We start from the raw sequence: 18,011 nt of genomic DNA, 5'->3' as shown, positions 1-18,011 counted from the left end.
GGACACGAGGAAGCAGGCCTGGCGATGCCTGACGCGGTAACGAGCGCCCCGACCGTGGGGGCGGGGGCGGCACTGCAGGCGACCATGACCGCCGGGTTCCGGCTCGACGTCGTCTCCGCCCTCTTCGCCCCGGACAACCCGACGCTGTCGTACGCCTGGGGGCCGGCCCGGCGGCTGCTCGTGGTCCGCGACGACGTGGCCGGTGAGCGCAGCGAACTGCTGGTCGAGTACCTACGCGCCGCGCGCCGCCGGGGCGACCTGGACGACTTCCACTGCATCGACGCGGACGCGACCGCCGGTGAGCCCAGGGCCGCCGGGGTGGGTGCCTGCGGCTACGTCGTCGAGGCCGCCGTGAAGGCACAGCTCGGACGCCGCGACGCGGTGGTCGCGTTCGGGGGCGAGCGCACCGGCCGGGTGGTGGCGGTGGCGGCGGCCTCGTTCCGGCGGCACACCGCGGCGATGCGCATCCACGGGGACCTGGCCGCCGTGCTGAGTTGCCTGCGGGACGGTCTGAGCGCATCCCTGTACGAGGAGGGGATCACCGCGATGGCCCGCCGTACCCATGTCCTCGTCGACGAGGACGGGTTGCTGGCGCGCCCGGCGGAACCGGCCGCGCTGCTCCTGCTGGCGCTGCTCGACGCGCGGTTGCGCGACCGGTTGGTGCGGGCCGACGTGACGGGCTGCCAGGCCGACGCGCTCGCCGCCGTCCTCCGGCTGTGCCGGCGGTTCCACACGGGCCACCCGGCGTGGCGAATCGGCGAGGCATGGCTGCCGCTGGCCCCCACCACGCTGACCGGAGCCGAACGACGCGCCTGGTCGTTGCTGACCGCCGCCCGGGTCGCCAGCCGACTCGGGCGGCTGCCGGCACCTGTGGTGAGCGCCCTCGACGGGGTGGCCCGGCGGCTGGGTCTGCACCGCGCCACGACCGTGGTGGACGCCCCGACGGCGCGGCGGTGGGCTGCCAACGCCGCGCCCGGCGACGGCCCGGTCGCGGTGATGCTGCCCAGCACGGACGGCGGTGGCGCGTCGGTGACCCTGGCTCGGGACACCCTGGCCCGGTTGCTCAGCGACCGGGGGGACGACTGCGGTACGCCAGGCCCGTCGACACCGGGTGCCCCGGACGGGGGGTCGACCCCGGACGAGGTGTCGACCCCGGGCGGCACGGCGGTGGCGCAGACGCCGCGCCGCGGTGTCCGGCCGGTGCTGGGCACCCGGCTGCGGGTCGACGTGTCCGCCAACTTCCCGGTGCGCTTCACCGACGACGTGCTGACACCCCACACCGACGCCCTGACCGACCTGCTGCCCGAGCGCTGTCAACTGCTGGCGGTCGTCGACCCGTACGCGCCGGACCAGGTCGACCGGGTGCAGCGGCTGTTGTCCGGGTTCCGGGACCGCGGGCACCTCGCCCGGTTCACCGTGCTGCCGGTCGTCGCGACCGAGCACACCAAGAACCTGACCCAGGTGGCCACCGTGCTGCGGGTCGCCGAAGGGCTCGGGCTGGGCCCGGACGACCGGCTGCTGGTGATCGGCGGCGGCACCCTGATGGACAGCGTCGGCTACGCCGCCTACCTCTACCGTGGCGACACCCCGTACATCCGGGTGCCCACCACTCTCGTCGGCATGATCGACGCCGGTGTCGGCCTGAAGGTGGGCGTCAACCTCAACGGGCACAAGAACCTGGTCGGCGCGTACCATCCGCCGCTCGCCTGCCTGCGCGACGTGGCATTCCTGCGCACCCTGGCCCCGGCGGAGCTGCGCTGCGGCCTCGCCGAGGTGATCAAGATAGCGGTCGTCTGCGACGCCGACCTGTTCGCCCTGGTCGAGCGGCACCACGCCGACGTGCTGGCGGCCCGCGACACCCCGCAGGTGAGGGAGATCCTCGACCGCGCGACCCGGGCGATGCTCCACCAACTCGCTGCCAATCCGTGGGAGGAGGACCTGCGCCGGCTGCCCGACTTCGGTCACGAGTTCGGCCACGCCCTGGAGTCCATGTCCGGCTACCGGCTGCGCCACGGCGAGGCGGTCGCGATCGGCATGGCGCTCTCGTCGTACCTGGCGTTCCTGATCGGCTACCTGGACCACGACGACCTCGACCGGCTGTTGGTGCTGCTACGCCGCAGCGGCCTCGCGCTGTGGAGTCCGGTGTGCGACCCGGCCGCGCTCTGGCGGCGACTGCACGGGGAGGTGGTGCCGCACAAGGCCGGGGCGCTGCACCTCGTGGTGCCGCGCCGCATCGGCGTCGGCGACTTCATCGATTCGATTGACGAGATCAGTGCCGATCTGGTCGCGGAGGCCTGTACGGCGCTCGCGGTCAGGGCCCAGGAGCCGGCGCGGTGACGAACCCGCGCGAAGGAGGACAACGGTGATGTCGCTGACCGATCCCGTGATCTGTGTCGACATGGGTGGCACCACGACGCGGATCGGAGCCTTCGCCGGCGGACGCCGGCTGACCGAGGTGGTACGGTTCGCCACCCCGAAGCCGTCGCCGGGCGGCTCGATCCGCGACGAGCACCTGGACCGGATCGCCGGGGCGGTGACCCGCCTGCGGGACGCGACGCCGGGTCAGCTGCGCGAGGTCGGAATCGCGGTCGGGGCCACCGTCGACGCCACGGGCCGGATCCGCAACGCGTCCATGCTGTGGCACGAGTCGAGCGACGGCTTCGACCTTTGCGGAGCCCTGGCCACCCGGCTGCCGTGGGCCACCATCACGGTGGCGAACGACATCGCCGCCGCCGCCTGGCGGTACCGGGCACTGGGGCGGTTCGGCCTGGTCACCGTCAGCACCGGAGTCGCGGTCAAGGTCTTCGACGATGCCCTGCCGGTCGACCGCAAACTGCTCCTCGACGCGGACGGGTTGGGCGGCGAGGTCGGCCACGTCCGGGTCGACCCGCCGGCCGGGCTCCTCGGCGCGGGCACGCCGTGGTGCGAGTGCGGCAACACCAGCGACCTCTGTTCGTACGTCTCGGGGCCGGCCACCATGCGGCTCGTGGCGCTGCTCGCCGGGGCCTGGCCGCAGCGGTGGCGCGACTCGAAGCTGTCCGCCTGCGCCGGAGGCGTCCCGGAACACCTGACCAGTCGTGATCTCGCCCGCGTCGCCGGCAGCGGCGACGAGTTCACCGCCGCCGTGCTCCGGGTGTCCACCCGCCCGCTCGCCGCGCAACTGTTGCACATGTCGGCGCTGCTCGGGTTGCGGCGCTTCGTGGTGATGGGCGGATTCGCCAACGGGGTGGGCACACCCTGGTACGCCGCGCTGCGCGCCAACCTCGACGAACTGCTGCCACAGGGCGGCTGGTTCACCGGATGGTCCGCGGCGGACGTGGCCGCGTTGGTGTGCCCGTCGCAGGACGACGACGACAGTCTCCTCGGCATGGCGGAGTTCCTGGCCGCCCGCCGCGACCAGTACCGCGAACTGCGTAAGCCGGTCGGTGAACCGACCACCCGGGTGCACTCGCGGCCCCGGCCACGCTGCGGCCGTGAGCAGTTCCTGGCCCGCGTGGCCTATGCCGGCATCTGTGGCACCGACCTGCAGATGCTGCGCGGCGAACGCGGATGCGAGCCCGGTGTGCTCGGCCACGAGTGCGTCGCCCAGGTCGTCGAGGTCGGATCGGCCGTGCACGCCGTCGCCCCGGGCCAGGTCATCGGGGTCAACCCGAACCACCCCCACGACGACCACGACAAGATCGGCCACAACCAGCCCGGAGTCCTGCGGGAGATCGCGGTGTGGGACGGCGCCCTCGCCGAGCGGGGCCAGGCGGTGCGGCTGCCGGATGAGGGGCGGGCCGAGTGGGTGCTGCTGGAGCCGCTCGCGTGCGCGGTGCGCTCCCTGCGGTTGGCCCGCGACCGGGGACGCGGCGGGCGGGTGCTGGTGATCGGCGGCGGGATCTCCGGCCTGCTACACGTGCTGCTGGCGCGCCGGTGGGGTGCGGAACGTGTGCTGCTGGCCAATCGCGGCGGCGACCGGCTGCGCCTGGCCGTCGACCGTGGTGTGCTGCCCGACGAGGACTGCCTGCCCCTGTCCGCCGGACTGCCCACGGCGGTGCTGGACGCCACCGGCGGGGCCGGCGTCGACACGGTCGTGGTGTGCGTCTCCGGCGGCGGACCCGACCTGTTGACGGGCCTCTGGCCCGCGATGGCCGACGATGCCACCGTCCACCTGTTCGGGGGTTTCCTGCCCGGCGACACCGTTCACCTGCCCGGGGGCGACGCGGTGCCGACCCACCCGATCCGGTCCGGACAACGGCGCACGGTCCGGTTGCCGGGTGGACGCACCAGCACGTTGCTCGGCTCGCGGGGCGCCTCGGCCGAGGAGTACCGGGAAGCGCTGGACCTGTGTGCCGGCCCGGACGGGCTGCGCCTCGGTCCGTTGGTCAGCCACGTGGTGTCGCTCGACGCCGCGCCGTCGGTCCTCGACGGTCTCGCGGCGACCGGTCGGGTGAACGGTGATCCGACCCTGCGGGTGGTGGTGGACCTGACGCTGCCCGGCCGGTCGGTACGCGCGGTCGACGGCACCGCGCTCCCCCACCTGCAAGCGGCGTCGTGACCGGCCACCCGTCCCCGGCCGGGCCGGTACGCGGCAGCGGGGTCGGCCTCGCCGGACTCGACGCCGACGAACTCTGGTCCGCGCTGCGCGCCGCCGCGGCGGGCTCGCGGGCGGGCGCGGCACGCGCCGTGGCCGACCGCTGCACGGTTGCGGGTTCGGCGCGGCTGGGCTGGGTCTCGCCGCCGCCGTGGCCCGTGGTCGACAGCGGCGTCGCCGCCGTCCGGGCCGCCCTCGGCGTGCCGGACGGGGCGGAGGTGGTGCTGTTGGGCACCGGCGGCTGGTGTTTCGCCGCCCGGGCGCTGATCGAGACGATCGGCGGATCCGCCGGCCTGACCCCGCTGGACAGCCTCGACCCGGCCGCGATCGGGCGCGTCCTGGACCCGCGCGCCGGGACGCCGCGCGGGGTCCTCGCGGTGTCCGGCTCCGGGACGACGCTGGAGACCCGGCTGCTGGCCGGGGCGGTACCACCGGGCGGTGGCGGACGACTCGTCTGGCTGCGGGACGAGGGGGCGCCCCCGGACGCGTTCGCGTTGTCCCCACGCGGTGTCCCCGACCAGGTGGCGATGCTCGGTGCCCCGCTGTCCACCGCCTTCCTGACCGCCGCCGCCGTCCTGGACGCCGCCGCGCTCGCCGCCGCGTATCCGCGTCTCGTGGCCCGCTGTCACCGGATCGGCCTCGCCGCGGCCCGCAGGGCAATGGCGGTGCCGACGCAGGGCGCCCCGAGGATACGGATCGTCGTGCCGTCCTGGGGCGGGCCGGGGCTGCGGAACTGGCTGCTGCAACTCGGGCGGCAGGTGCTCGGGGGAAAGACCGACGACTTCCGGCCCACGGTCGAGGTGACAGCCGACGACGTCGGCTCCGTCCCGCCCGATGTCGTGCTCGACCTCGGTGGGCTGCGTCGTGACCTGCCCGCGCTGATCGAAGGGCTCTACGCCGCCGGGGTGTTCGTCGCCTGTGTCGGCATCCGCGCGGGCCTCGACGTCGTCGACCATCCGAACGTGCGCGCCTACAAGGATCGCCTGGCGCACGCCTGTGCCGACCGCCCGTCCCACCGGCCCGCCGTCGCAGCCGACCTGCCCGGCCTCGCCGCGACCTGGCTGGCGCGGCATCCGGAGCTGACCCGGCTGCACGTCGTCGGATACTGGTCGGCCGCGGCGCGGACCCTCCCGTCCGCAGGTCGGTTCGCCGCAGTCACCGGACGCCCCTGCGAGGTGCACGAGGGTAGCGCCTGGAACCACCACTCCTTCCAGGCCGTTTACGCCGATCCGACCGTCGCGGTGCTGATCGCCACCACCGACACCGACACCGACGCCTCACCGCCGGTCCGCGCCGCCGCCCGGACGTTGCACACGATCGCCGCAGCCACCCACGGGTCGCTGCCGGGACGCAGCCTGCTGGTGACGACCGGGCACGGGCGCAGCGGTCACCCCGCAGCGGTCGCCGGAGGTGACTGAGATGCCCCTTCCCGCAGCGGTGCTCTTCGACGTCGACGGCGTGCTGCTCGACACCGGCGAGCTGTTCCGGCAGGTGTGGAGCCGTTGGGCGACCGGCCACGGACTGGATCCGGAGCAGGTGCTGGCCCGCACGTCCGGGCGGCGCACCGTCGACGTGCTCGGCGAGTTCGCCCCGCACCTCGATCCCCGGGTCGAACGGCTGTCGTTGGACGGTCTCACCAGGCAACGGATGGCCGAGGTACGTCCGGTGCCGGGGGCCGTGCCGCTGCTGCGGGACTGCCGACGGGTGCCCTGGGCCATCGTGACCTCCGGCAGCCGATGGTTCGTCGGCGAGTGCTTCCGCTCGACCGGTCTACCGCTGCCCGCAGTCGCCGTCTACGACGAGGACGTCCGGCACGGCAAGCCCTCCCCCGAGGGCTATCTCACCGCGGCCCGTCGGCTGGGCGTCGCCCCCGCACGCTGCGTCGTGGTCGAGGACGCGCCCGACGGCGTACGGGCGGCCAAGGACGCCGGATGCACGGTCCTCGCGGTCAGCACCACGCACACGCCGGCGCAGCTCGCCGGGGCCGACGCGTGCGCGCCGACCCTCGCCGCGGTGCGTGAGCTGCTGTGGACGGCACGGAACGAGGAGGTCACGGATGACTGACGAGATGGCCCTGCGGGTACGCGGCCTGCGCAAACGATTCCGGCAGGTGACCGCCGTCGACGGGGTGGACCTCAGTGTGGCCGCCGGTGAGCGCGTCGCGCTGGTCGGGCCCAACGGCGCGGGCAAGACCACCACGCTGATGAGCTGTCTCGGTGCCGTCGCGCCGGACGCCGGAACGATCGAGCTGCTGGGTCAGCACACCCGCCGGGCCCGCCGGGCGGCGCTCGCCCGGGTGGGGTTCGCCTCCGGATATCTGCCGCTCCCCCCGCATCTGCGGGTGCTGGAGTTCCTGACGCTGTACGCCCGCCTGTACGGCGCGGCGAACCCGGGCGAGCAGGCCCGCGCCGGGCTGCGACAGTTCGACATGGACGGCCTGGCCGACCGGTGGGGCAGCGACCTCTCCAGTGGCCAACGCACCGTGATCGGTGTGGTCAAGGCGACCATGCACGCCCCCGCGTTGCTGGTGCTCGACGAGCCCACCGCCTCACTCGACCCCGACGTCGCGCTACGGGTGCGGACCGGCCTGCTCGGCATGTGCCGCGAACAGGGCACCGCACTGCTGATAACCAGCCACAACATGGTCGAGGTGGAGCGGATGGCCCAGCGGGTGATCTTCCTGGCCGCCGGTCGGGTGCTGGTCGACGGGCCGTTGGCGGCGATCGCCGCCCAACTCGGGCAGTCCAGCCTGGAGGACGTGTACCTGCGGCTCCAGGAGGCCAACGCGGGCGGCAAGGCCACCAACGCCGGAGCGGCCTCGTGAGCACCGGGGCGACGGCCGCGACGACGGGTGGCGCGCTGCGCCGGATCGCCGCCGTGGTGGTCCGGCACTGGTACGTGACCCGACGCAGCCCGCACCGGTTCCTGGAGATCGGCGTCTGGCCGGTCTTCGACATGCTCCTGTACGGCTCGATCGCGATGTACGTGCGCAGTGCCGGCGGTGACGCGGCCGGCCGTACCGCGCTGTCGGTGGTGGCCGGCATCGTCATGTGGCACGTCGTCTACCAGTCCCAGATCGCCGTCTCGGCCAGCTTCTTCGAGGAGATCTACGCCCGGCAGCTGCCGAGCCTGCTCACCACGCCGCTGCGTCCGGTCGAGTGGGTGGCCGGTGCGGCCCTGCAGGGACTGATCCGGGTCGGCGTGGGCATCGCCGCGGTGTCCGTGGCGGCGGCGCTCATGTTCGGCTTCGACCTCAGCGACTCCGGTGGCGCCATCGTGCCGGTGATGGCGTTGCTGTTGCTCACCGGCTGGGCGATCGCGTTGATCGTGATGGGCGTGGTGATGATCCTCGGCTCGGGCACCGAGACACTCGCCTTCACGGTGCTGTTCATCGTGCTGCCGCTGTCCGGCGCGTTCTACCCGGTGTCGGTGTTGCCGGCGGTGGTCCGGCCGGTCTCGGCGGTGCTGCCGACGACGTACACCTTCGGCGCGGCCCGTGCGGTGGCTACCGGTGACCCCTCACCCTGGGGCGAGATCGGCGTGGCCGCCCTGGCCACGACGGCGTTGGCGGTGGCGGCGCTGGCGTTCGCGACGTTCTCGCTGTGGGTGTTCCAGCGGCGCGGCTTCGTCAGCCGCTACCAGTGAGGGTGGGTGACGGCGATGCCGACGACCACAGTGCCGCCGAACGTCGCGCCGACGACGCGGGTGGCCTCCTCGGGATATCTCGCCCTGCTCGCCCCGGGTGCGGAGCCCGCAGCGCCCCGGTCGTTCGACGGCGACGGACCGACTCGCGGCGTGACCGTGCTCATCCCCACCTACAGCCCGCCGGGCGGTGGGCGTACCGGGAGCCTGTCGCTGTGTCTGCACACCGTCCTCGCCGCCGCACCGGACGCCGTCGTGCTGGTCGTCGACAACGGCCTGTCCGGATCGGACGCCCGGGTCGTCGGCGAGTTGCTACGGGCGACCGGCTGCGATCACCGGATCGTGGCCGCGCCCCGGTCGCCGGGGACGCGCTACACGGCGGCGCAGGCACGCAACGCGGGCCTGGCGCTGCTCGCGCACCCGGACGGGGCGGTGCTACGCCGCCGGATGCTGCTCTTCCTGGATGACGACACCGCCCTGGCGTCCGACTCGCTGGACCGGCTCCGGGCCGTCCTGGACGCGAGCCCGCGCGCCGTGGCCGCCTGCCCCCGGGTCGTTCCGGTACCGAGCCTCGACGACTGGCGTCGGCGTCGGCCGGCGTCGCCCCCCGCCACCGCGGCGCGGCGGCTGCCCGGCGCGCTCAACCGCGACGGGTACGACCTGCTGTCGGTCACCTCCCACGGCAGCCTGGTCACCGGCCGCACGGTCGGGTTGCTCGTGCGGCAGGACCCGGTGCTGTGGTGGGTCCGCCACCGGGGGCCGCTGTTCTACGAGGGCACCCCCTACGGCAGCACCGAGGACATGCTCGCGATGGCGGTGCTGTCCCGCCTGGGTGAGCTGTGGACGGTGCCGGCCGCCGAGGTCGTCGACGAGGCGCGCCGGACCCCCGGCGCGACCCGTCGCCAGCAGTTCGCCTGGGGGTACGACCACGCCTGGCTGGCTCACGCCCTGACCGAGGCCGGTGCGATCCGCCCCGGGGTCCACGCGCTCTCCTGGCGGGACGACGGGTGGGAGGAGCAGCGGAGCACCGACTGGGGCCCGTACGCCGGATTCCTCATCAACCCGGCCGAGCTGCGCCTGGGCTACCGCATGCTGCACGCGATCGGCGCGGAGCCGGAGGTGGCGACGGCGATGTTCGGCGCGGACGCCGACCGGGTACGTGCCGGCACCCACGCCCTGGGCAGGGCGCTGCGGCGCTGGCACGCGGGTGCCGGCACGGCACGACGGCGGCCACGCCCCGACCTTCCGCCGTTGGCCGGCAGGGACTGGGCTGGCCTGCGTGACGGCCTGGACGCCCTGATCGGCCACCTGGCCGGGAACGTCGCGGGCAGCCTCGACCACGGACCGTCCTTCCTCTATGGCGCCCGGCAGCCGGCGGTCGCCCCACCCCTCGATTGGAGTACGCCATGAGCTACCGCGTCGGTATCGTCGGAGCGGGCTTCCTCACCCGACATTCGCTGATCCCGGCCCTGCGCGACATGCCCGGTGGCTGCCTCGCCGCCGTGCTCGACCCGGACCCGCAGGCCCTCGAGATGGCGCGTCGGGACTGCCCGGACGCCCTGTTCACCACCGACGAGGAGGCGTTCTTCGCCGTCGCCATGGACGCCGTGCACGTGGCCACCCCCAACCACCTGCACGAACGTTTCGCCGTCGGGGCCCTACGGCGCGGCCTCGCCGTCGTGGTGGACAAGCCGTTGGCGCACACCGTCGCGTCCGGACGGAACATCGTCGCCGCCGCCACCGCCGCCGGGCTGCCCGCCATCGTCGGCTACATGTCGAAACACAACGTCTACAACCAGGAGGCACGCCGCCTGGTGCGGGCGGGTGCCATCGGCACGCCGCAGACGATGGTCGCGGCCCGCCTGGGCTGGCGCAAGGACGACTGGCGCAGCAGACCGGCCGAGAGCGGCCTGGGCTGCCTGGCCGACCTCGGCATCTACCCCGTCCTCACCGCGATCGACATCTTCGGCGCCGACCCGGTGCGCTGCCAGGCCACCGCCTGGCCGGTGGGCGACCCGACCCGCACGGACCTCTACGCGCAGGCCACCCTCTGGTTCGACGACCGCCGTTACCTGCATTTCGAGACTGCTGCCACGTTCCACGAGCAGCCCGCCTCCGCCGAGGTGGCGAGCTACACGGTCGTCGGTGACGGCGGCATCATCCAGGTCACAGGGGCCTGGCAGATGGACGGCACCGGCGCGTTGAACAGGTGCGACGCCTCGGGTTGGCACCCGGCCGCCCGGTTGACGCCGAGCGATCCGTACCGCAGCCAGTACGAGTTGCTCGCCCGGTGCGCGGCCGGCGAGCCGGTGCCCGGGGACGTGTGCCTGGAACGTGGGCTACGCGACCTGGAGATCCTGTACGCGATCGCGGACACTGCCGCTGCCGGGGCGGGTGCCGCCGATGTCCGGCTGTCCGGTGGCGTGCCGCTGGCCGAGGTCAGGTGAGTGGCGTGCGTCCGGTCCTGCACAGCTACGCACTGCGCGACTATCCGCTGGAGCACGTGCTGCGGGTCGCCGCCGCCGACGGATGGCCGGCGATCGAACTGTCCTCGTGGCACTTCGACCCGGAGTTCGATGCCGACAACATCCGCACCGGCATCGCCACCGCCGTACGGATCGGTCGCCGGTACGGCGTGGAGGTGTTCTGCGCCGACTACTGGGCCGTCTTCACCGCCGCCGACGAGCGGGAACGCGCCATGTGGGTGGAGAAGGCGTGTCTGGTCGTCGACGCCTGCGCGGACAACGGCATCACGCTCGTCAACGGCGCCGGCGGGTGGCTGGTGCGCGACGGGACGGACTGGGACCGTGACTGGGCGGGCAACGGCAGCGCGTTGGCGTCCGACGTGCAGCGCGGGTGGGTCGCCGACTGCTACCACCGGGTGGCCGCGCATGCCGCCGAGCGGGGCGTACGCGTGGCGGTGGAGGTGCACCCCAACACGGTCCACGACACGGTGGCCGCCACCGCACACCTCCTCGACCTCGCCGGACACGACAACCTGGTCGTCACCCTCGATCCCGCCAACGCCGCCGCCCTCGGTGCCGACGACCGGGATCCCGCGGTCATCGACCTGGTGGCCGACCGGGTGGCCTTCTTCCATCTGAAGAACTGCCTGATCCGCGACGGTGTCACCGACTTCACCGTGGATGCCGCCGCCGGCGTCGTCGACAACTACCGGTGGCTGGCCCGGCTGGCGCAGATGCCGGCGGTGACCGACATCTGCGTGGAGTACTGCGGCGACGGTGATCCGCATCCACGGCTCGTTGCCGGCCGCCGGTACCTGGAGGACACCCTGCGGTTGGTGGCCGCCGACCGGGACTGAGCCCCGGCCCGGCGACGACCTGCGGCCCCGCCCTCCGGGGGCCTGGGGTGTCGTCGCCGGGTCGGGTCGCCCGGCGGACGGCGTGGCCTCCGCGCGCCGGAGGGAGCGCCGGATCGCCGCCCGTCCGGTCAGTAGACGAACGGCCAGCCGGCGGTGTCGTAGCCGAGCAGGTTGATGCCGAGCAACGACGTGCCGTTGTCGGCGTAGTAGTGGTAGACGAGCACCTCGGCGTCGGTGTCGGTGAACACCGCCTGGTGCCCGGGTCCGTGGATGCTGCCGTGCCCGGCGAGCACCTGGGTGCCACCGCCGGCGGTCATCGCCACCCCGTTGCGGTCGACGTACGGCCCGGTGACCGAGGTCGACCTGCCCACCATGACCCGGTAGGTGCTCGCCGCACCCTGGCAGCACCTGTCGAACGACACCCACAGGTAGTAATGGTTGCCGTGCCTGACGATCACCGGGGCCTCGATGGCGCCGCCGTTGCGCCCGGCGATGCTGAGGATGGTCGTGTCGGAGCGTTTGCCGGTGGCCGGGTTCAGCGCCACCATCTTGATGCCGGACCAGAACGACCCGAAGCTGAGCCACCACCTGCCGGTGGCGTCGACGACCAGGTTCGGGTCGATGGCGTTGAAGGTGTCGGACGTGCGGGACTCGATCACCAGACCCTGGTTGGTCCAGCTGCCCGAGGCGCCGGTGGTGCTGGTGGCCAGGAAGATCGCCGACCGGTTGGAGCCGAACGTGGAGGCGGAGTAGTACAGCCAGTACCGACCGTCGCGGTAGGTCAGGTCCGGTGCCCACAGGTTACTGCTGCCGCCGGTGTACGTGGTGGTCCAGGGTGCGCCGTTGGGGAAGACCGTGCCGGCGTTGCGGAACGCGGTCCGGTCGGTGGAGGTCTTGAGCGCGATGTTGGTGCCGGTGTGCGCGACCAGGTAGCCGCCGCCGGGGCGGATCACGATCGTCGGGTCGTGCACCCCGACGTCCCCGGTGACCCGACCCGGTCCGGGGTAGGCGGCGGGTGGGGTGGTGGGGGTGGCCGCCACCCGGGGCGCGGCGGTCGAGGCCGACGGTGATCCGGTGGCGATGCCGGCGCCCACCAGCACCGTCGACAGGGCGATCAACACCAGGCGGCGGACGGGTGCCGGGGGTACGGCGCGGAGCGTAGTGGTCATGACGGTTCCCTGGGTCGGGCGTCGGGCGGCCCGCTCGCAGGCCGTGCCGGTCGGGGCGTCCGCTGTGGCCGGCCCGACCGGGGCGGAACACCGTCGAGGATGTCACCTCGACGTTCCCTGGAAAGTTAACCTAAACATCGACGAGCGTCAACGAAATGGACATGGCCGGGCCGGTGCCGGTCACCGCTGGCGCAGGGTGGCCAGGGCGCCGCCCCAGGCCACCACCTGGTCGAGCATCCGGTGCAGGACCTCCACCTGGTTCCCGGCGGGCCGCACCTCGCCATCCGCGTCGATCTCGGTGAAGCAGTGCAGGCCGACCTGGTCGCGGACGTCGGCGACGTGCACTTCGGCCAGCACCAGCCGCAGGTGCTCGACGGCCCGGACGCCGCCGTTGAGGCCGTACCCCACGAATCCCGCCGACTTGTCGTGCCACTCGGCGTAGAGATAGTCGATCGCGTTCTTCAGCACGCCGGGATAGGAGTGGTTGTACTCCGGGGTGACGAAGACGTACCCGTCGTACGACGCGACGGTCTCGGCCCAGCGGCGGGTGTGCGCGGCGGTGTAGTGCTCGGGGCCCATGGCTGCCGGCACCGACTCGTCGAGGTGCGGCAGGTCGTGGTCGGCCAGGTCGACGACCTCGTAGACCGCGTCGCCCCGCTCGGCGGCCAGCCGGTGGACCCAGCGGGCCACCGCCGCGCCCCGTCGTCCCGGGCGGGTGCTGCCGATGATGATGGCGGTACGCATGAGATGACCTCCTGATCGGTGGGATGTGCCGGGTGGTGTCCCGGTCACCGGGCCTGCGCGCGTCGGGCGTGTCGTTGCGCCCGGTGCAGCCGGGCGGCCAGGGCGAGGGCGACCAGTGCCATCCCGGTCAGCCACCGGAAGGTGACCCGGAAGGCCGCGGCGACCTCGGCGTCGGAGCCGGCGTCGGCCAGCGCGCCGGAGAGCACCACCGCGCACAGCGCGCTGCCGAGCGCGCCGCCGACCCGGGACAGGGTGTTCACCTGCGAACTGGCGTCCGGCATCTGGTCGGGCCGCACCCGGGCCAGCGCGGCGGCGACGACGGGTGAGCCGGCCAGCGCCAGACCGACACCCCGGACGACCTGGAGCGCCTCGACGAGCACCAGGTCGGGGTCGGCCGGCAGCAGCGCCATCGCCACCGTGCCGGCCACGACGACCGCCAGGCCGACCAGGGCCACGACGCCGCCACCGTGCTCGTCTGCCAACCGGCCGGCGAGGGGAAACGTCGCTGCGGCGCCGATGCTGAACGCCATCAGCAACAGCCCGGTGTCGACGATGCCCCGGCCCATCCCGAGCTGGAAGTAGAGCGGCATCACGATCAGCCCGCCGAACAGGGCGGCACCGGAGAAGACGATGGTGCCCGCGGCGGCGGCGTAGACCGGGTCCCTGGCCAGGCGGAGGTCCATCAGCGGCTCGTCGGCGCGCAACGACCGGTGGACGAAGAGCGCCAACGCGACCAGCGCGGCCCCCAGCGGCACCAGCACCGATGACGCGAGCAGCCCGCCGCGGTCCGTCGCCCGGGTGACGGCGTAGGTGAGCAACGGCAGCCCGAGGGCGACCAGCAGCAGGGCCGGCAGGTCGAGCCGGCCGGCATGACCGGCCTCGCCGCGCGGAACCACCCGCAGGGCCAGCAGCAGTCCGACGATTCCGATCGGCACGTTGATCAGGAACATCCAGTGCCAGGAGAGGTTCTCGACGAGCAGGGCGCCGATGATCGGTCCGAAGGCCGGGGCCAGGATCGACGGGACGCTGGCGACGGCGACGACCCGACCCATCCGCTCCCGGCCGGCGACCTGGCCGAGGATGGCCATTCCGGCGGGGATGAGCAGTCCGCCGGTGAGCCCCTGGAGCACCCGGGTAACGATGAGCATGTCGGCACTGCGGGCGAACGCGCACGCCGCGGAGGTGAGCGTGAACCCGGCCAGCGACCAGAGCCAGAGCCGACCGGGCCCGATCCGCCGGCTGAGCCAGCCGCAGACCGGCAGTGTCGCGGCGAGTGCCAGCAGGTAGCCGCTACTGATCCACTGTGCCTCGGTCAACGAGGCGCCCAGGTCGCGCCCGATGGTCTCGATGCCCACGTTGACCAGCGAGGTGTCGAGGCCGGTCAGTACGGAGCCCGAGGCCAGGACGGCCGCGATCCACCACACCGGGACAGGCGCCGCCGTAGCGGGGACCCGCCCCGGTGCGGGTGCCGTGTCCGCGTTCCCGCCGGCTGCCGCCATCACCACCCCCGACCCAATATTGTTGGACCTCCAACGATATCAGAGAATCGTTGGAGGTCCAACGTTTGGGTACACTGGGCGGGTGACAGAGCGGACCGAACTCGCACCGGGGGCACCGCCGGCCCGGCTCCGACGGCTGACCAGCTGGCTGCTCCACCACGCGGCGGCCCGCGCCAACCGGGTCGTCACCCGGCACCTGGACCGTCCCGCCGACCGGATGCGGTACGCCATCCTCGCCGCGCTCGACGAGTTCGGCGACACCAGCCAGGCGGACCTGTGCCGCCGGCTCGGCATCGACCGGGGCGACGCCGTCGACACGCTCAACGGGATGGAGGCCGAGGGACTGCTGCGCCGCGAGCCGGACCCGGCGGACCGGCGTCGCAACGTCGTGCACGTCACCGCCGCCGGGACCGCCCGGATGCGGGAGCTGGACGCCCTGGTCGACGCCGCCCAGGACGAACTGCTCAGCGGACTCACCCCGGCCGAACGCGCCCGGCTCAGCCGCCTCCTGCACCGCCTGGTCGACCTGCCGCCGAGCTGACCGGCAGGCCATCGCCGGGCCGGCCGCGCCGAGCAGGCAACGCTCGGCCGGCCCGGACGCCGTCGGCCGGGCCGGCCGAGCACCCGGATCAGACCGGGACGACCCGGTTGTCCACGATCGAGGTGAACGTCGACTCGGGAGCGATGAGACCCCACTTCACCATCCACCGGTAGGTGCGCTCGAACTCGGCCTCCGGGTACGGCTCCGGGTCGACGTAGCGCAACCGGCCCAGCCGGAAGTCCGCCGGCTCCAGCTTCACCAGGTCCTCGGGCACCTCGGCGACGAAGTGGTGCAGGTACGGCCGGATGTCCTCGTTGATCTTCACAACCGCCCGGCGGACGGCCCGGTCGACGGCGGCGAAGGTTTCCGGGTCGACATCGGCGCTGGCGATCTCCGAGCCGACGTAGAACGCCTCGGTGATCAGTACGTAACCGAGCTTCTCGGCGGCGGTGGTCCACGGCTCCATCAGCGCGACCGCGTCGATCTCGCCGTCGCGCAGTTTGCGGAACCGTTCGGCCGGCCCGCCGGCGTGCACCACCTTGATCTCGTCGGGGTCCAGGAAACCCTCCAGGGACTGGATGGCCAGGTAGTGCGAGCCGTGGTGGAAGTTGACGCCGACGGTCCTGCCGGCCAGGGCCTGCGGATGCTTGATGCCGGAGTCGGGCCGGACGAAGATCGCCTGGCTGGCCACGGAGGCCCGCTTGGCGATGATCTGGCCGCCGCGTCCGCTGTCGTGGGAGCGGCGGATCTGCCCCCACTCGCAGGCCCGGTAGAGGGAGACGTCGCCGCTCTCGAACGGCGTGGAGATGCCGCCGAACGAGCTGACCAGCTCGTGCTCCTCGATCGGCTTGAGCACCGCGTCGTACGAGCCGGGGGCGACCAGTTCCAGGTCGATGCCCTCCTCGGCGAAGTAGCCGTGCTCCAGGCCGACGAGGTACGGCAGGGTGAAGATGGCGCCGCTGCGGACGCTCCTGACCTTCTTGAGTGTCACCGGGGTGGTCCCTTCTGCTTCGTTGTTGTGCGTTAGCTGGCGGTTGTCGCGGTCGGTGGTGCCGTCGGCGCGTCCTCGATCCCCACCACCTCCTCTCCCACCGGCCGGTCCGGTGGCGGCCGGAACAGCCGCCACGTCGCGTACGCGCAGTACGCGGCGGTCACCGCCACCAGCGCGTACGCGACGCGCAGGGCGGTGGTGAAGTCGTCGCCGGCCTCGGCGGCGACCCGGGCGATGTCGTCGGTCGGCTGGCCGGTCAGGGCCAGCACCGAGACCACCACCGCGCCGAGGACGGCGACGCCGAGGTTGGTGCCGATCTGCCGGGAGGCGCTGGTGATGGCGCTGGCCACCCCGGCCCGCTCCCGGGGCAGGCTGTTCACGGCCGTGTTGGTGGCCGGCGGGTTGACCAGGCCCATGCCCGCCCCGAGCAGGAGATAGCCGACGAGCAGCGGGGCCAGGCCCGCGTCGGCGGTGACGGTCAGGGCGAGCAGGGTCATCGACGCCACGAACGCCAGGTGCCCGACGGTGGCCGGCCGCCGGCCGCCGTACCGGCCCACGATCCGGCCGGAGACGTTGGCCAGCACCAGCGTGCCGAGGGTGGTGGGCAGGGTGAGCAGGCCGGTGGCCAGCGGGCTGAAGCCGCGTACCTGTTGCAGGTAGAACGTGTTGACGAAGGTGAAGCCGCCCAGCGTCAGGTAGGCCACGACCGCCGTGAGCACCGCGCCACGCAGCGCGGGGATCGCCAGGTGGCGTGGGTCGAGCACCGGGTCGGGGCGGCGGCGGGCGGCCGGCAGGTAGCCGACGGCGGCGGCCACCGCCACGGCCACGGCGACGAGGACGGGCCCGGTCAGCCAGCCCCGGCTCGGGCCGTCGATCAGCGCGAACGTGAAGCCGACCAGCACCAGGGAGGCCAGCGTGTTGCCCAACGCGTCGAGGCGGCGGGGTGGGCCGTCGACGACGCCCGGCGGCAGCAGCCGGGTGCCCAGGTACAGCAGCGCCGCGCCGCCGACGCTCACGGCGAACAGGCTGCGCCAGCCGGCGGCCTGCACCAGCACCCCGCCGACCAGGGGTCCGCAGGCGGCCGACACCCCGGCCGTCGCGCTCCAGGTGCCCAGCGCCCGGCCGCGGTGTACCGCGTCGGGGAACAGGTTGGCGATGAGGGCGAGGGCGGGCGGGGCCATCAACGCTCCCCCGACGCCCTGCACGCCCCGGGCGGCGATCAGGGCGGGCGCGTGCGGGGCCGCCCCGCACAGCACCGACCCCACAGCGAACACCAGCAGCCCGACCCGGAACGTCCGCCGCCGCCCGTACCGGTCGGCGACCGCACCGCAGAGCAGGGTGAGGCTGGCCCGCACCAGCGCGTTGCTGGTCGCCACCCACTGCAACTCGGTCGTGCTCAGCCGCAGTTCGCGGTGCACCGACGGCAGGGCCAGGTTCAACGCCGCGCCGTCGAGGACGCCGAGGAACAGCGTCCCGCAGCACACCAGCAGGGCGGCGCGGCGGCGCCGGGGCAGGGACATCGCCGGC

15 protein-coding genes are annotated in these 18,011 nt (G+C 73.5%); 10 read left to right on the top strand and 5 right to left on the bottom strand.

Features of this window, described 5'->3' with window-relative positions; genetic code table 11:
• Positions 1-24 precede the first annotated feature (24 nt).
• The 9 genes from ACWCHM_RS07490 to ACWCHM_RS07450 are packed head-to-tail and all read left to right on the top strand — an operon-like array spanning position 25 to position 11,540.
• Positions 25-2,337 (top strand): 3-dehydroquinate synthase family protein, encoded by a 2,313-nt coding sequence (locus ACWCHM_RS07490; protein WP_454221842.1) that lies wholly within the window; start codon positions 25-27, stop codon positions 2,335-2,337.
• 28 nt (positions 2,338-2,365) lie between these two features.
• Complete coding sequence (locus tag ACWCHM_RS07485) at positions 2,366-4,540, top strand: ROK family protein (RefSeq protein WP_204961739.1); 2,175 nt, start codon at positions 2,366-2,368, stop codon at positions 4,538-4,540.
• Positions 4,537-5,994: a hypothetical protein gene (locus ACWCHM_RS07480; protein WP_454221841.1), complete on the top strand. Its 1,458-nt coding sequence runs from the start codon at positions 4,537-4,539 to the stop codon at positions 5,992-5,994. The genes ACWCHM_RS07485 and ACWCHM_RS07480 overlap by 4 nt, the downstream gene beginning before the upstream one ends.
• 1 nt (position 5,995) lies before the next feature.
• Positions 5,996-6,640, top strand: coding sequence for an HAD family hydrolase (locus tag ACWCHM_RS07475; protein WP_204961737.1), 645 nt, complete (start codon positions 5,996-5,998; stop codon positions 6,638-6,640).
• The gene (locus ACWCHM_RS07470; protein WP_204961736.1) at positions 6,633-7,400 is read left to right on the top strand and encodes an ABC transporter ATP-binding protein; all 768 of its coding nucleotides are present in this window, start codon (positions 6,633-6,635) and stop codon (positions 7,398-7,400) included. The genes ACWCHM_RS07475 and ACWCHM_RS07470 overlap by 8 nt, the downstream gene beginning before the upstream one ends.
• On the top strand, positions 7,397-8,221 hold the full coding sequence (locus ACWCHM_RS07465) for an ABC transporter permease (protein ID WP_204961735.1): 825 nt from the start codon (positions 7,397-7,399) through the stop codon (positions 8,219-8,221). Before ACWCHM_RS07470 ends, ACWCHM_RS07465 begins: the two co-directional genes overlap by 4 nt.
• Positions 8,222-8,236: 15 nt before the next feature.
• Entirely contained in the window at positions 8,237-9,628 is a 1,392-nt protein-coding gene (locus ACWCHM_RS07460; protein ID WP_454221840.1) for a glycosyltransferase, read from the top strand.
• A complete protein-coding gene (locus tag ACWCHM_RS07455) occupies positions 9,625-10,665 on the top strand; it encodes a Gfo/Idh/MocA family protein (RefSeq protein WP_281896186.1) in 1,041 nt (346 codons plus the stop codon). The genes ACWCHM_RS07460 and ACWCHM_RS07455 overlap by 4 nt, the downstream gene beginning before the upstream one ends.
• 5 nt (positions 10,666-10,670) lie before the next feature.
• The gene (locus ACWCHM_RS07450) at positions 10,671-11,540 is read left to right on the top strand and encodes a sugar phosphate isomerase/epimerase family protein (RefSeq protein WP_204961732.1); all 870 of its coding nucleotides are present in this window, start codon (positions 10,671-10,673) and stop codon (positions 11,538-11,540) included.
• Positions 11,541-11,668: 128 nt separating this feature from the next.
• Here the strand turns inward: ACWCHM_RS07450 and ACWCHM_RS07445 are convergent, their stop codons facing one another.
• The 3 genes from ACWCHM_RS07445 to ACWCHM_RS07435 form a co-directional block, all read right to left on the bottom strand.
• Positions 11,669-12,709, bottom strand: coding sequence for an arabinan endo-1,5-alpha-L-arabinosidase (locus tag ACWCHM_RS07445; RefSeq protein WP_454221839.1), 1,041 nt, complete (start codon positions 12,707-12,709; stop codon positions 11,669-11,671).
• A gap of 180 nt (positions 12,710-12,889) precedes the next feature.
• Positions 12,890-13,453, bottom strand: coding sequence for an NADPH-dependent FMN reductase (locus ACWCHM_RS07440; RefSeq protein WP_454221838.1), 564 nt, complete (start codon positions 13,451-13,453; stop codon positions 12,890-12,892).
• 44 nt (positions 13,454-13,497) lie between these two features.
• The gene (locus tag ACWCHM_RS07435) at positions 13,498-14,877 is read right to left on the bottom strand and encodes a DHA2 family efflux MFS transporter permease subunit (RefSeq protein ID WP_454221837.1); all 1,380 of its coding nucleotides are present in this window, start codon (positions 14,875-14,877) and stop codon (positions 13,498-13,500) included.
• A 157-nt stretch (positions 14,878-15,034) separates the two neighbouring features.
• On the opposite strand from ACWCHM_RS07435, the gene ACWCHM_RS07430 reads away from it, so the two are divergent.
• The gene (locus ACWCHM_RS07430) at positions 15,035-15,493 is read left to right on the top strand and encodes a MarR family winged helix-turn-helix transcriptional regulator (RefSeq protein ID WP_204961728.1); all 459 of its coding nucleotides are present in this window, start codon (positions 15,035-15,037) and stop codon (positions 15,491-15,493) included.
• Between the two features lie 88 nt (positions 15,494-15,581).
• Here ACWCHM_RS07430 and ACWCHM_RS07425 read toward each other — a convergent pair whose 3' ends face one another.
• Together ACWCHM_RS07425 and ACWCHM_RS07420 are read right to left on the bottom strand one after the other, a co-directional pair.
• Positions 15,582-16,484, bottom strand: coding sequence for an ABC transporter substrate-binding protein (locus ACWCHM_RS07425; RefSeq protein WP_454221836.1), 903 nt, complete (start codon positions 16,482-16,484; stop codon positions 15,582-15,584).
• A 32-nt stretch (positions 16,485-16,516) separates the two neighbouring features.
• Complete coding sequence (locus ACWCHM_RS07420) at positions 16,517-18,004, bottom strand: MFS transporter (protein ID WP_454221835.1); 1,488 nt, start codon at positions 18,002-18,004, stop codon at positions 16,517-16,519.
• Between the last annotated feature and the right edge of the window lie 7 nt (positions 18,005-18,011).

The organism is Micromonospora sp. SCSIO 07396 (genome assembly GCF_053667945.1).
The sequence above is the reverse complement of the archived record's forward strand: the minus strand, read 5'-3'. Positions and strand labels throughout refer to the sequence as shown.

Coding starts and splice junctions, on each gene's coding strand:
- ACWCHM_RS07490 (WP_454221842.1), top strand. CDS start 25: ATGCCTGACGCGGTAACGAGCGCCCCGACCGTGGGGGCGGGGGCGGCA.
- ACWCHM_RS07485 (WP_204961739.1), top strand. CDS start 2,366: ATGTCGCTGACCGATCCCGTGATCTGTGTCGACATGGGTGGCACCACG.
- ACWCHM_RS07475 (WP_204961737.1), top strand. CDS start 5,996: ATGCCCCTTCCCGCAGCGGTGCTCTTCGACGTCGACGGCGTGCTGCTC.
- ACWCHM_RS07470 (WP_204961736.1), top strand. CDS start 6,633: ATGACTGACGAGATGGCCCTGCGGGTACGCGGCCTGCGCAAACGATTC.
- ACWCHM_RS07460 (WP_454221840.1), top strand. CDS start 8,237: ATGCCGACGACCACAGTGCCGCCGAACGTCGCGCCGACGACGCGGGTG.
- ACWCHM_RS07455 (WP_281896186.1), top strand. CDS start 9,625: ATGAGCTACCGCGTCGGTATCGTCGGAGCGGGCTTCCTCACCCGACAT.
- ACWCHM_RS07445 (WP_454221839.1), bottom strand. CDS start 12,709: ATGACCACTACGCTCCGCGCCGTACCCCCGGCACCCGTCCGCCGCCTG.
- ACWCHM_RS07440 (WP_454221838.1), bottom strand. CDS start 13,453: ATGCGTACCGCCATCATCATCGGCAGCACCCGCCCGGGACGACGGGGC.
- ACWCHM_RS07420 (WP_454221835.1), bottom strand. CDS start 18,004: ATGTCCCTGCCCCGGCGCCGCCGCGCCGCCCTGCTGGTGTGCTGCGGG.